At 60.9% G+C, this 14,592-nt stretch carries 11 protein-coding genes; 2 read left to right on the forward strand and 9 right to left on the reverse strand.

All coding sequences use genetic code 11. The annotated features are described in order from the left end of the window. Positions 1–96 precede the first annotated feature (96 nt). Positions 97–603 (forward strand): cyclic pyranopterin monophosphate synthase MoaC, encoded by a 507-nt coding sequence (gene moaC / locus AC0IZS_RS07695; RefSeq protein WP_471635087.1) that lies wholly within the window; start codon positions 97–99, stop codon positions 601–603. Between the two features lie 23 nt (positions 604–626). Here the strand turns inward: moaC and AC0IZS_RS07700 are convergent, their stop codons facing one another. Beyond that, complete coding sequence (locus AC0IZS_RS07700) at positions 627–1,157, reverse strand: pilin (RefSeq protein ID WP_471635088.1); 531 nt, start codon at positions 1,155–1,157, stop codon at positions 627–629. A 226-nt stretch (positions 1,158–1,383) separates the two neighbouring features. Here AC0IZS_RS07700 and AC0IZS_RS07705 point away from each other — a divergent pair, with 226 nt between their 5' ends. Further along, entirely contained in the window at positions 1,384–4,389 is a 3,006-nt protein-coding gene (locus AC0IZS_RS07705) for a fused MFS/spermidine synthase (protein WP_471635089.1), read from the forward strand. Positions 4,390–4,696: 307 nt separating this feature from the next. Here AC0IZS_RS07705 and AC0IZS_RS07710 read toward each other — a convergent pair whose 3' ends face one another. The 8 genes from AC0IZS_RS07710 to AC0IZS_RS07745 form a co-directional block, all read right to left on the reverse strand. Then, positions 4,697–5,485 (reverse strand): TfpX/TfpZ family type IV pilin accessory protein, encoded by a 789-nt coding sequence (locus tag AC0IZS_RS07710; RefSeq protein ID WP_471635090.1) that lies wholly within the window; start codon positions 5,483–5,485, stop codon positions 4,697–4,699. 114 nt (positions 5,486–5,599) lie between these two features. Continuing rightward, entirely contained in the window at positions 5,600–6,136 is a 537-nt protein-coding gene (locus tag AC0IZS_RS07715) for a pilin (protein WP_471635091.1), read from the reverse strand. Positions 6,137–6,360: 224 nt separating this feature from the next. Beyond that, positions 6,361–7,152 (reverse strand): MBL fold metallo-hydrolase, encoded by a 792-nt coding sequence (locus AC0IZS_RS07720; RefSeq protein ID WP_471635092.1) that lies wholly within the window; start codon positions 7,150–7,152, stop codon positions 6,361–6,363. A 60-nt stretch (positions 7,153–7,212) separates the two neighbouring features. Beyond that, entirely contained in the window at positions 7,213–9,429 is a 2,217-nt protein-coding gene (locus AC0IZS_RS07725; protein WP_471635093.1) for a CHASE2 domain-containing protein, read from the reverse strand. Between the two features lie 130 nt (positions 9,430–9,559). Then, a complete protein-coding gene (locus tag AC0IZS_RS07730) occupies positions 9,560–10,216 on the reverse strand; it encodes an FHA domain-containing protein (protein ID WP_322590997.1) in 657 nt (218 codons plus the stop codon). Between the two features lie 40 nt (positions 10,217–10,256). Continuing rightward, positions 10,257–11,045 carry a Stp1/IreP family PP2C-type Ser/Thr phosphatase gene (locus tag AC0IZS_RS07735; RefSeq protein ID WP_007860723.1) on the reverse strand — a complete coding sequence of 263 codons (789 nt, stop codon included), beginning with the start codon at positions 11,043–11,045 and terminating at the stop codon, positions 10,257–10,259. A 19-nt stretch (positions 11,046–11,064) separates the two neighbouring features. Beyond that, entirely contained in the window at positions 11,065–13,716 is a 2,652-nt protein-coding gene (locus AC0IZS_RS07740; RefSeq protein ID WP_471635094.1) for a CHASE2 domain-containing serine/threonine-protein kinase, read from the reverse strand. Positions 13,717–13,885: 169 nt separating this feature from the next. Beyond that, positions 13,886–14,575 carry a TerC family protein gene (locus AC0IZS_RS07745; protein WP_471635095.1) on the reverse strand — a complete coding sequence of 230 codons (690 nt, stop codon included), beginning with the start codon at positions 14,573–14,575 and terminating at the stop codon, positions 13,886–13,888. Positions 14,576–14,592 lie beyond the last annotated feature (17 nt).

Consider the following 14,592-nt stretch of genomic DNA (forward strand, 5'->3'; position numbering starts at 1 on the left):
TGATGCCCTGACACTCCAGTGTTTCCCCGGCGATTCAACTGGTTACCAAGAAATTGCCAGCCACCCATCCCTAGCAGCTCCCAGCGACCCGATCCCATGTCCCACCCCGACAAGACCATCGTCACGCCAACCCTCACCCACTTCGACGCCCAGGGCCAGGCCCACATGGTGGACGTGGGCGCCAAACCCGCCACCCACCGCGTCGCCATCGCCACCGGCCGCATCGAGATGCAGCCCGCCACGCTGGCGATCATCGAAGCGGGTACCGCGAAGAAGGGCGATGTGCTGGGCATCGCGCGGATTGCCGGCATCCAGGCGGCGAAGAAGACCAGCGACCTGATTCCGCTGTGCCATCCACTGGCGCTGACGCGGGTGGCGGTGGAGTTTGAGGTGGCTGGGCGTGAGCACCCTGGCGCGATCGGGATCGCATGCACTGCCACGGTGGAGACCGTCGGCCAGACGGGGGTGGAGATGGAGGCGCTGACTGCGGTTCAGATTGCCTTGCTGACCATCTATGACATGTGCAAAGCGGTTGATCGGGAAATGTCCGTGGAAGAGGTCCGGGTGGTTAAAAAAATGGGAGGGAAGTCGGATGGCCACTAGCGGGCAATCTAAGAAACAGCGCCTCACCGACACTCGGACGGTGCATACTTCGCGGGCAAAGTGCCCAACGTCCTATTGGCCATACCACGGGCAGTCGCTACCATCGCCGACGCACTTGCGCAGGCCCAGTCCAAAGTTCCTGTAGATGTCGCTACGGGCACCGCCCCTTCGATATTGGGGGAAAAGACTATGGTTCGTCCGTGCAGACCCGTCGGAAAACCGTTACCTGGCGACGCCGACAAGCTCACCACCACAGGCCAAGGGGTGGCACTGGCCGCAATGACAACCCCACCGACATATTTGCTGGATTTGTTTCCGGCGGGGATCGCGTTGTATAAAACAGCCGCTGCATCCATCCCGGAGATCCCACCCGTCTGAAAGCCCTCCACAAGCCGCTCTTTGGCCGGGGCCGCGGCCATCACCGCCTCGGATACGCGTGTGCGTATCACGAAGTCTTGATAAGCGGGCAATGCCACCGCCGCAAGCACACCGATGATGGCTACCACAATCATCAATTCAATCAAAGTAAAACCGCCAGCCGATTTACTGCGCATATAAGCATTCGTCCAGATGCAAGTCGATGCTCACGATACGCAAACTTTGTTCCCGACGAATTCTGCCGAAATGACATTTTTGTTGTTGCTCCTTACGCTTCCGTAGACCTTGCTGGTCTATCAGTAGAATCATGCGTTTTGCCCACGACTCGCAGCCTGCGAGCACGGCACCCTTCTTGCTGCGTAAGGCGCTTGGAACTTGGTTTTAAAACTGGAGCATTGATTGATGACCCCCTCGCATCGCAGCCCCCGACGTTGGCTGCTGGCCATCTTTATCTTGTCGGGCTTTGCTGGGCTGATATATCAGTCCATATGGTCACACTACCTGGGGCTCTTTCTCGGGCACGCAGCCTATGCCCAAGCCCTGGTGCTCGCCATCTTCATGGGCGGCATGGCGGCAGGCGCGGCCTGGATTGCTCGCGCTGGCCAGCGGTGGCGCAATTTGATCCGGGGCTACGCATTGATCGAGGCGGTTATCGGTGTGCTAGGCCTGCTTTTCCATTGGATTTTTACGAATGTTGCAGCATTCAGCTACGACTGGCTGATTCCTTCGTTGGGCACGCCTTGGGCAATCAATATTTCCCGCTGGCTCATCGCTGCATTGCTTATTCTGCCGCAAACAATTTTGCTGGGAATGACGTTTCCTCTTATGAGTGGCGGGCTTATTCGCCGCTTTCCGGGCAGTGACGGTAATTTGCTCGGGGGGCTATATTTCACCAACAGCATTGGAGCAGCATTCGGGGCCTTGATGGCCGTATTTGTCCTGCTTCCATGGGTAGGACTGCCGGGAGCGATGGTAGTGGCTGGTGTTTTGAATTTTCTGGTGGCAGCACTGGCTTGGTGGCTGGCTCGAGATCCCGAGCCAATTGCTCCTGCCCCTGCATCGGTTCAGGCTGCGCCTGAGCAGCGTCTGCGCCACAATCCACTATTGCGCACGGTCCTGTTGGGCACGGCCTTATCCGGGGCTGCGTCATTCGCCTACGAAATTATCTGGATCCGAATGCTGAGCATGGCTGTAGGGAGCACCATGCATGCTTTCGAACTCATGCTGGCATCGTTCATTGCCGGCATCGCCCTAGGCGGACTGTGGGTGCGCAAGCATGCAGACGGCACGCAATCCCCGCTTCGTCTTGTGGGGTGGATGCAGGTATTCATGGGCGTCGCGGCCTTGGCCTCGTTGGGTGTTTATGCCAACGCGTTTTCCTGGGTTGGCTGGCTGATGTCTGCACTTGCCAAGACCGACGGGGGATATTCCCTGTTCAATCTGGGTACTGCAGCGACGGCAATCGCCATCATGCTGCCCGCAGCATTTTTTGCAGGCACTACTCTGCCCCTTTTTACTGTAGCCTTGTTGCGTTCGGGTCAAGGGGAGCGCGCTATTGGTCGAGTTTATGCGTGGAACACCTTGGGGGCCATTGCTGGGGTTTTCGCGGCTATCCACTTGTTGATACCTCACCTCGGCCTCAAACTTGCGTTGTGCATCGCTGCATTGGTAGATATCGGCATTGGCCTGTTTCTTCTTCGCCAGCAAGTTGACAGCAAGCGAAACCTGATGCAATTCGGAATCGCTGTCGGATTGTCTGCCGTTGCATTGATCGTGGCTGTGCGAATTCCATTCGACATGATGGTCGCAACTTCTGGGGTTTATAGACATGGACGTGCAAGCCTGAAGGTTGATGATCAAATTGTTTACTATAAGGACGGGAAGACAGCCACCGTGGCCGCAGCGGCCTCCACAAACGGAAGCATCCATATTTCGACCAACGGAAAGACCGATGCGTCCATACAGATGCAAGACCATCTTCCCGCTACACCAGACGAGCCAACGATGGTGCTCGCTGCGGCGCTTCCACTTGGTATGGTGGAAAATCCAAAGCGGGTGGGCGTGATTGGATTTGGATCGGGTTTGACTACCCATGCCTTCCTAGGAGACGATAGGCTCGAACGGGTCGACACCATTGACATTGAGGAAGCCATGGTGGAAGGTGCCAAGGCGTTCGGAGTCCGATCAGAACGTGCGTACAAAGACCCTCGCTCCCATGTCATTATTGACGATGCGAAGAGCTATTTTTCAGGACAAAATCAGAAGTACGACATTATTATTTCAGAGCCATCCAATCCTTGGATTAGTGGTGTGGGCGCTCTTTTTAGCGAAGAGTTTTATAAGTTTGTTCCAAGGCACTTGAACGAGGGCGGCCTGTTCATGCAGTGGGTACAGATTTACGAAATAGACGATGCGCTCCTCGGATCGGTTCTCAAGGCACTCACCCCCGCCTTTGATGACTACGGCGCATGGCTGAGCAATGGATCCGACCTGCTTATCGTGGCGAGCCCCAAGGGCCCTCTCCCAAAGATGGATTTTGCAAAACTCGCTGCCAACCCAAAGGTGAAGGCGGACTTGGAGCGGGTAGGTATTGCCAATGCTCAACAGCTTGATTTTCGAAAAATTGCCGATGCACGCATGCTGCGCGCATTAAGTAAAATAACTCCGGAACCCGGACCAAACTCCGACTATTTTCCAATTCTAGGTCTGCATGCACCCAAGTCGCGATTCAAAGGAGCCTCTGCCATCACCACAATGAATTTGCCGAAAGTCAATCGCCCTCTACTTGAGGCGATGGGCATTTCCCCCGCATTGCCTGATAATGTGGCCGTTTCATCTTTGAAATACTTTGCGGGTGACATTTTGACTGCCGAAGCACGCCAGCTTGCGAGTGAACTTCGGGGTGATATTGCAGCCCTGTCTCCAGGACCAGCATTTTTGCGGGCCACTTTGGGACAATGTGCGACAGACTTGACAGCTGATCAAATACAGGCCGCTTCAGGCTTTATCAGTACTATCGCCACTCGCACCATAGCGAATTTGCCAGCATCGGCCTTGCAAGGAGTATGGATCAATCCCACATGGCAGACGTGCAAAAGACTTTCAAAAGACCTGATTCGGGCGCTGAAAATCCTGGAGGCCCATTCTCAGAGAGACTATACGCAGATGGAAGCTTTGGGAATCGATTGGATCAACAATCGGCCGCGTAATCAGTATTCACGAGTGGAGTTTGATGGCCTTGCATGGTCCGGAATTGTTCTTTCTCGCGTTCACTCACAGCGGTGGAGTGAATTGCCAGAAGCGATCGACCTCTTGGACAAGGATACCGCCATTGTCAATGATTATTCTTTCCTTGCTCGCATAGTCAGCAGCATGGGCGATAACAATCCCTCAGCAAAGAGCAACTGAGAGCTCTTTACCCAAAAGCCGCGACTGGGTTCGCGGTTTTTTATTGAATGATCAGTGAAGTTTCTCGCGATCTTTCAGATTTCAATAAAATTGAAATAGATCACTACAGTTCTGAAAAACCTGAAGCGGATCTCACATGGAGTACGTTGTATTCCACTGATCCGCTTTATTTCAATGCAATCAGTATTGCAGCGGGCTCGTCACAGGCACACTCAGTCACCACAGCTTTAACCAATTGATCGAAGAAGGCCAGATCAATCTCAAAAGTCGCTCAACCCTCCGACAAAAATAATTTGTGCAGTTTCAATTAAAACCCGTCGAGGGGTATGTACGCACGGATTCGAGCAGATTTGGGATCCAGCAAAACAATCCACTCCAAGCTGTGGCGGGAAACCAGAGGAAGCCATACCAGGGAATTGCCGTCGTTCACTTCGTCTGTTTTGGAGTTTTTCAGTGCAGCATTCACGGCATCATCTATCATCTGTTGCCGTTCAGGGTATTTTTTGTACAGCTCAGCTATAGGCTGTGCGCGCGCTAATACTTGAGAGATGCTGGATCCGTAGTCCTGCCAGCGTTTCGGTCGCTGACCGGCCTCTACTCCCTGCATTGAGTCATTGATGTTTTCAAGGCGCTCAGCAGAAGATGTCACTGGCCTCAATCCAAGTACACGGGCTTGGTTCAAGCTCCAGGGCCTGAACCAAGGGGGAATATATTGAAGATCATTTTCCTGAATGTCAACATAGCTGACTGCTCGGAATCTGTCAACTTCGAAGACAAAGGCCAGTGGGCGAGCTTGCCCCAGTGTGTGCAGGCCGTAACCCAGGGCAGCCAGTTGCACGACCGCTATCAAGCCAAGATCGATACCTAGCGCCAGGCGGGTTTTTTCTGGGCGATACAAAATGAGGGTCAGCAAGGGCCCACACACCACGTCGACCCCCACCAGCGTCCAGAACAGCTTTTGCCCGCCCGCCAAATCTTTGACTTGCCCAGGAAACCAGACCAAAAACACCAGTCCAGCCACTACCAAGGCGACCAAAAGCGAAAGTGAAAAATGGTGCAACGGCACCAACAATCTTTTTTTCACTTGAGAATTCATATCCAATTCCAGTGCATGGAATCCGCTCCGCCGGGCCGGGTCCACGGAGGAGGAATAGCAATAAAAAATGCCCGCAAGCGGGCATTTTATTAAACGTAATTTGATATTACGTGATTAACGGCATTCGCTAGGAGCGAACTTTGCGGGCAGAGTACCGGCCGTCACTGCAGGCAAGCCGCGACCACCAGATACAACGTTGCTGGCCGAAGCGCAACCCCAGTCAACCGTACCGGTTTCCGTGCCGGCAAGGGCCGCAACCAGTTGCGAAGGACCAGCGGTCAGTTGCATGTACGGGGTGTACACCAGGGTAGCGAGTGCGGGAATAGGACCGATATTGGCCTTGTTGAAGGTCACCGTCACTTCGCCATTGAGGTTGTTGATCTGGGTCTTCGTCACGTACTTACTGACAGCACCATTGTTACCCACTTGCGCGTTGAAGGTGTCAGCCACGGCCTTCAGTTCCAGAGCCGTATTGGCGTCCGTTTCCACCAGTTTCTTGCCACCGGCAGCCAAGGCGATACCTTCCGTCACGCGTGCACGCACGGTGTAGTCTTGGTACGCAGGCAAAGCCACGGCAGCCAGAATACCGATGATCGCCACAACGATCATCAATTCGATCAGGGTGAAACCCTTTTGTGCAAAACGCTTCATAAATCACTCCTCGGAGGTCAATTGCAATTCAAAACCTGCAGAAGAATTCTCCAGGCTGACTCAGCAACAGCAGGTTCCGTGCCACCCCGCGAATCCTGCGGCCCACTGCCTGAACCCCTCCCCCAAATGGGTCAATTGTCCTCGAAGTGTTTCCCGACCACCCCTTGGAGCTTGGGCGCGACATTCTTGTCACACCACAAACGTCACCACCTGCAACACAGTGGTCAGAACACGAACTCATCCCCCGCCTTGAGCCAATAAATGTCATGCGGAGCTGCGCCCAGCGGCCCTGCGCTTTGGTCGAAGCGGCGGATCTCCTCCATGATGAGCTCGGTCTCCGAGGGCTTGGTGTGGGTGATGTAGATGGGGCAGCGCTTGCCGGGGGTCAGTTGCGCCAATTCCTGGGCCAGGGTGTGGGGCGACAGGTGCAGGCTGCGCTGGGCCAGGGAGGTTTCGCGGTTGCTGAAGGCGGTTTCGATGACCAGCATGGCGACGGGCAGGGCGTTGACCCGCGCCCAGAAATCCGGGTTGCGGCCGGTGTCGCCGCTGAAGACCCACCAGCCGCTGGTTCCAGCCACCGCGTAGCCCACGGCGGGCACCGTGTGCACGGCGGGCAGAACCTCCAGGTGAACCCCCTCGACATTCAGGCGCTCACCCACCGAGATGGTCTGGTACTGCAGAAAGGGCTGGTCGGACGTGGGGATGCTGCTGAAATCCGGCCAGATGACGTTGTTGAACACATGGGCCTGCAATGCGGCGATGGTGCCGGGCAGCGCATGGACCTGCACGGGGCTGCTGCGCATGGACGACACGGCATCGAGCATCAGGGGCAGTGCCGCGACATGGTCCAGGTGGGAATGCGTGAGGAACACATGGTCGATGCGGCGCATTTCGTCCAGCGCCAGATCGCCCACCCCCGTCCCGGCATCGATGAGGATGTTGTCGTTGACCAGGAACGAGGTGGTCCGGCAGTCTTTGGCAATGGCCCCGGAGCACCCCAGTACGCGAACCTTCATGTCATGCAGTCCTGTTTGCTGTCGTCTCTTGGGTTGTCGGTGGAGGTTGCAGCCATTGTCCTACTTGGTGTCGAATTGGGTGGCACCGTCCCAATCCGGCTGAAAGGGTAACACCCGCAGGGCCTGAATGCGGCCCGCGTACAGCGAATACAGGATGTTTCCAGGTTCCGATGCGTGCAAATTCCGCAAAAGCAGGGCACAAGCATCCCATTCCTGGGCCCGGTAGGTGGCGAGGAACTGGTGCCACAGGGCCAGTTGCTGCTCCCGCTCGGGCGACAGCGGCTCGGCCACCGTGCCCACGGGCGTGTAGATGGTGACGGCCTGGGCCTTGCCCTTGACCCGCACGCGGTCCAGTTCCTGCCAGAGGAAGCCCGGGGCCATGGCCCGCGTCGTGTCGCTGACCACCATGGTCACGCCGTAGGTCTTGGACAGGCCCTCCAGCCGGGAGCCCAGATTCACCGCATCGCCGATCACCGTGTAGCTGCGCCGGATGTCCGAACCCATGTCACCCACGCACATGGTGCCGGTGTTCAGGCCGATGCCCACCCCGATCTCCGGCAGGCCCTTGCTGCGGTGCTCTTCGTTGAGCTGGGCGATCGCCCGGGTCATGTCCAGCGCCGCTGCCACGGCCGACTCGGCGTGCCCGGGCGTGGCCACGGGTGCGCCCCAGAAGGCCATCACACAATCGCCCATGTACTTGTCAATGGTGCCCTGGCGGCGGCCACGGATGATCTGGGTCAGGCGGCTGAACACGCCATTGAGCAGGGCCTGCAGTTGAAGGGGTTCCATGCGTTCGGACAGCGCCGTAAAACCGCGCATGTCGCAGAACATCACCGTCAGCTCCTGGTTGGCGGCATCCATGGTGTAGCGCTCAGGCTCCTTGAGCATCTCGTCCACCAGTTCCGGGGGCACGTAGGTGCCGAACAGGGCGGCAAGCTCCCGCTTGGAGCGGCTCTCCACAAAGTACCCGTAGACCATGTTCAGCGTGAAAGCGGACAGTGCCAGCACCAGGGCCGTCGCCAGAGGCATCACCAGGCCATGCGACTGGTACAGCCAGAGATTCAGCCCCACCAGCCCGGCGAATACCCCGGCGCTGAGCAGAACCGCCCAACCTGCGGTCAGCGACGGAAGCAGCAGGGCCAGGAGCAGGCCGGCAAACAGCAACTGAAGCACATCAAAGCCCCGCGCATATTCCGGCTGGACGATGTTCGTGCCGTCCAGAAACGCCGACAGCAGATTGGCGTGTGTCTCCACACCGGGATAATTTCTTCCCACCGGTGTCGCGCGCAGATCCACCAGCCCCGGTGCCGTGGATCCAACGAGCACCATGCGGCCCTTCAAGCTGTCTGCAGTCAGCCGTCCTTCCAGCACGTCGCTGGCCGAGATGTAGCGAAACGACCCTCCCGTCACATCACCCAACCCGCGGTAGGGCACCAAGGCAGTCAACCGGTCATCGACCGGCAGCTTGAGCGAGCTCCCGCCCGAGCTCAGGACAAGAGCTTCCAACACGTCGTGGTCGCCCTCTGAGCGGGCAAAGCGCGGATACAGGTCCGGCATGCCCAGGGCGGTGCGCAGCATGGCCAGGGCCAGCGATTCGTAGTAACGTCCTTGGTACTCGGCCAGCATGGGCAGGGCGCGCACGATGCCGTCTGGATCGGTGGCGGAATTGAAAAATCCCGCAGAAGCGGCGGCCCGGGAGAAGATCTCCATGTTGCCCCCATACCCGACCCAGGACGTGGACGCCAGCGGACGCCCCTGAAGGCGCTCTACCGGCAGTGCCGGTTCAGGAAGGGCTCCCCGGCCGCGGCCGTCGCGATCGCTGGTGAAGTAGTACCCCAGCACCACCGGCCGGCCCCGCAGCGCCTGTGCAAAAAGTGTGTCGTAGTCCAGCGACGGCGCCAAGCGGGCGAGTTGCTCGGAGAAGCCGGGTTGTCCTCGCAAGGGCCCATCAGCCAGGCGCCGCAGGTTTGCCAAGCCCGAGCTGGTGTCAGGCTCCGCAAAGACCACGTCGAAACCGAGCACCGCAACCTGCTGGCGCTCGAGCAGTTCGTTAGCCAACCGGGCCATCTTGTCGCGGCCCCAGGGCCATTGGCCCACCCGCTCCAGACTGTGCTCATCGATGTCGACGATGACGATGCGCTCGTCCATCGTGCGCGGCATGGTTGCAAGCAGGCGGGCATCGTAAACAATGCTCTCTAGCCGGTCCAGCACCTGCAGGTGCAGAATGCCCACCACATGCAGCAACGCAAAAACCAGGGGAAGCAGCGTGACCGCCATGCGGCGCCAGCGGCGCACCAACCAGGGAGCGATCCGTCGGCGCATGGTTCGCTCAGGCCGGTGGTACCGGGTAGGTCACTGCAGGCTACACGCCACGGGCCGCTGAGCGCGATAAAACGGCGAGAACCCGTCAGGTCTGCTCGAACTGCATCTCTGTGCCGGCCAGTTCCAGCTTGTCGCCGTGCTTGAGCGGTACCGGCGACAGCCCGATGGCCGAGCCGTTGAGCAGCGGCATGTCCGGGCCTTCCACGTGCGCCAGCACGAAACCGTGGTGGCGCTTGGTGATCGACGCCACGGCCACGCCCGGCTTGCCGATGGTGGTCACCACCTTGAGCAGCGAGACCTCGCGCCCGGCGGCGGCGCCAGACATGACCTTGATCACCGCCGTGATCGGTGCGGGTGGCGGGGCACCCGGCAGTCCGGCCGGACGCGATACGGCGCCCAGCGGCGGCACCATGCCCGGCTTGAAGATCATGGTTTTCTCGAAGTTCTCGCCCTCGGCCTCGTGCAGGAAGCGGATCTTGTACTTGCCCACTTCCACCGTATCGCCATTGCGCAGCTCCTGGCGCTTGACGGCCTTGGCATTCACATAGGTGCCGTTGGTGCTGCCCAGGTCCTCGATCTCCACGTCATTCCCGACCATGTGGAAGATCGCGTGCTCGCCACTCACCGCCAGGTTGTCGATCACGATATCGTTGTATGGCCTGCGTCCAAGGGAGGTGCGGTCCTTGGTCAACTGAACTTCCTTGATGACGACGCCGTCGATCGAAACGATCATTCTGGGCATGATCCACTCCTGATTTGAGATTTGTTATGGGCCGGCACCGTCAGGCAGCGCCCAGCAGGCGGGACATCAGGCTGCGCTTCTTGCCCCCCGCGCCGGCCTGTACCAGCAGTACGCTAACGTTATCACGACCGCCGTGTGCATTGGCGGTATCAATAAGCAATGTGGTTTTTTCCTCCAGCGGGAGGGCTGCACGCACCATCTCCGCCAGATCGGCATCGGACACCATGTCCGTGAGCCCGTCCGAGCACATCAGGAACAGGTCATGCGGCGCCACCTGGAACTCATTGACTTCCATGAGCACGTTCGGCTCCACGCCCAGGGCCCGGGTGACCAGGTTGCGGTTGGAGGAGATCGCCGCCTGGTGCGGCGTGAGGATGCCGGCATCCACCTGCTCCTGCAGCCAGGAGTGGTCGCGCGTGATCTGCTGTAGCACCCCGCCGCGCAGACGGTAGCAGCGTGAATCGCCGATGTGCCCCAGGATCAGCCGCGAGCCCTGGAAGATGCCTGCCACCAGGGTGGTGCCCATGCCGGCATACTGGGGGTTCGACAGCGATGCCCCCAGAATGGCGTGATTGGCGTTTTCCACGCAGATTTCCAGCGCGCGGCGCACGTCCGTCGACTGTGGCGTGCTTCCTGCCTGGGCCAGCCAGCGGGCCATTTCCGTGCGGATGAAGGTCGTGGCCATGCCGCTGGCCACTTCGCCTGCGTTGTAGCCTCCCATGCCATCGGCCAGGATGGCCAGCTGGGCATCCCGGTCGATCGCGACGGCGTCTTCATTGTTGCTGCGCACCCGCCCCCGATCGGTGCGCGCAAAAAAATCGTAATTCATGGATTGAGCGGCACAGGCCTCATCGGGCGCTGGATGGCGGCAGCGAAGAGTCCTTTTCTGCAGGATATTCCATCACCGTTTCCTGAAAATCCGCCATGTTGTGCCCTGTTGCCTTGCGAGCCGCATCATAGACGACTGTCCGCTGGTTTGGGCCGGATTCCGTGCCCGCCAGCGCCGCCAGCGCACGCCGTATCTCGGCCGCAAACTGGCGCCCTGTCTGGTAACGGGCTTCGGGGCGCTTCATCATCGACAACGCCACCACCTCGGCCACCTCGGCCGGCAGCTCGGGCCGCAGCGTGCGCACGTCGGGCGCGGGCACGCTGGCAATCTTGTGCATCAGCTCGGGCATGGAGGCCCCGCGCAAGGGCAGCGAGCCGGTGAGCATCTGGAACAGGGTCACCCCGAGCGAATACAGGTCCGAGCGCCCGTCCACCTTCTTGCCGGCCAGCTGTTCGGGTGACATGAAACTCGGCGTGCCCAGCACCAGGCCCGTACGGGTCTTGTTCGAGTCGGTGAGGCGCGCAATGCCGAAGTCGGTCACCTTGACCGCATCGGTTGCCGCATCGAACATGACGTTGGCCGGCTTGATATCACGGTGCACCACCTGGTTGGCATGGGCATAGTCCAGCGCCTCGGCCACGCGGGCCGCCACCGACAGCGCCAGCGGCACGGGCAGCAGGTTGCCCTCCTTGCAAAAGGGCGACAGGTCGGTGCCCTTGAGAAACTCCATGGAAATATAGGCCAGGTCGTGCTCCTCGCCCGCATCGAAAATGGTCACGATGTAGGGGTGCTGCAACCGCCCCGCCGTCTCGGCCTCGCGAAAGAAGCGCGAGCGCGCATCGATCAAGCCATCGCCCTCGAACTCCTGGCCCAGTGCCAGCGTCTTGATCGCCACCATGCGGCCGATCTTGGGATCGCGCCCCAGGTACACCACGCCCATGGAGCCCTTGCCGATCTCCTTGGTGATCTCGTAGCGGCCCAGCATGGGCAGACCGATGGTCGCATCGCCCGGCAGGCGCGGCGTGGCCGGCACGCTGGGCATGGGCATCGGTGCCGAACTGGGCGGCGCCGTGTCGGGCTGGCCTGAGGCGGACTTGGCCCGGGCCCGCATCTTGCGGTAGCGCAGCTTGGCATCCTTGTACTGGCGGTCGTGGCGCAGGATGCGCTCGTACACCAGCTTGGCCATGGCGTAGTTGCGCTTGCGCTCGAAATCCTGTGCCAGGTGGTACAGGTTGTCCTTGAGTGCCTCGGTCACGGGCAGGCGGCGAAAGTGCTCGAAGGCCTGCTCCAGCTTGCCCTGGCCATGCAGCGCCAGGCCCAGCATGCGCTTGGACTCGGCCGCCTCGGCCGACTTTGTGCGGGACGTGCCGCCGCTACCGCGCAGCTTCAGAGCCAGCATGGTGGACTGCCCCACGGCCACCGCCAGCGCGGCGCCCAGTAGCGAGAACGACAGCAGCGCGTGCTCCAGCGCCAGCCACTGGGCACCGGCCAGCGCCAGCAGCAAGGCCACGCTCACGGCCAGGCCGGCCAGTGCGCTCACCTGCGGCAGTGCCAGCGCCAGGTAGAGCACGGCCGCTGCAATGGCCAGCCACGCCACCGGCGTCGCCCAGTCCGGGGCGGTCACGGCATGGCCCTGGCGGATGGCGGACACCATCTGTGCCAGCACCTCCACCGGGTACAGCGACTGGCCCCCCGGTGTTGCCATGGGCGCCGCCTGCGCGGCCGAAGTGAAACCCACCAGCACCGTCTTGCCCTGGAAGCCGGGGGCGCCCGGTGCCGCAGAGAGCACCTGCGCGAAGGCCGTCCGGGCAAACGCCGGCTGCGCGCCGTCCGGCGCATGGAACTGGGGCCGCAGCACCGAGGTGCTGTCCGTGGCAATGCCCAGGCTGCCCAGGCGCAACCAGGGAGCACTGGCCTGCAGGCGCAGGTCGGCCTGCCCCAATTGCAGGCTGCGCAGCGCCGTCAGCAGCGCGACCGATGGCACGGCAGCCTTGTCATGGGCCAGCAGCAGGGGCATGTGCCGCAGCACGCCATCCGGGTCGGGGGTCAGTTGCAGGTGGCCAATCGCGGATGCCGCTGCCCCCAGGGTGGCGGAGGGGTGCTGCCCGGCAGCGGCAGGCACGGCATGCTCGCCCGGATCGGGCAGCACGCTGCGGCGCACATAGGACGGCAGCGGTGCAGCAGGGCCGGTGGACGCATACTGCGACACCAGCACCACATTGCCCGCGCGCTGCAGGCTCAAGGCCAGCCGGGCATCACTCGTCGGCGCGGCGATTTCCGCACCAGGCACGCCAGCCGCCAGTGGCTCGCCCGGCACTGCGGGGGTGGGGGTGGGCAGGGGGCGTGCCGGCGTTTCCGGCAGCGGCATGGTGTAAACGATGGCCCGGGCACCGGCCGCCGTGAGCTGGTCCACAAAGCGCGCATGCACTTCTGGCTGCCAGGGCCAGGGCCCCAGGGTCTTGAGGCTGCGGTCGTCAATGCCGACCACCGCCACATCAGCCGCGGGCTCGGTCGACGCACTGCCAACGGCCGCGTCGTACATGGCCATGTCCAGCCGATGCACCCAGCCCATCGCGCTGGCAACGGCCACCACGATGGAGGCCACCAGTGCGCAGACAAAGCCATCGGTACGCCACCAAACAAGCTGCTGTGCCGATGTTGTTCTGCCCACTTGCAATCGATCCAGGGAGGTGATGAGATACCTTTAGAAGCAATTTCCAAGCCCGGCTGTCACCGGCTGCGATCAGCCCCTTGCGGCACCCAAAACCCCGCGGCCACGGCCTTTGCCTGCCGTTCTTGTCGCGGGCCTGCAACGCCTGGCGCTGCAGATGCCATTTTTGTCAGGCCGATGCCGCGGCGCGGCTGGCACGGCGCTGCCAGAGCTTGCCACCGCCCACCACCAGGATGGCACCCAATGCCGCAGCCACGTAGTGCAGCGACGGATGGGCAGCCACCAGGCCTTGCAGCGCCGTATCGCCGGCGATGGTCTCGCCCGCCACCCAGCCGATGAGGGCTGCGCCCAGCACCACGATCACGGGGAAGCGCTCCATCAGCTTGATCATCATCGTGCTGCCGAACACCACCAGCGGGATGCTGATGGCCAGGCCCAGGATCAGCAGCGTGGTGCTGCCTTGGGCCGCGGCGGCCACGGCGATCACGTTGTCCAGGCTCATGACCAGGTCGGCCATCAGGATGGTGCGCACGGCGGCCATCAGGCTGCCATAGGTCTTGGATTCGCCTTCGTCCTCACCGCTATCGCTCAGCAGCTGGAAGCCGATCCACAGCAGCAGGCAACCGCCCACGACCTGCAGGAAAGACAGCGCCAGCAGCTTGGCCGCCACCACCGTGAGCAACACGCGCAGCACCACCGCCGCGCCCGAGCCCCAGAACACCGCCTTGCGCTGCTGCTCCGGTGGCAGCGAGCGGGCCGCCAGGGCGATCACCACCGCGTTATCACCCGAGAGGATGATGTTGATCCAGACGATCTTGATCAGGCCGATCCAGAAATCGGCCGCTTGCAGAAATTCCATGGTCAATGACTCCACTG

It is taken from the genome of Acidovorax sp. AC410 (genome assembly GCF_979253235.1).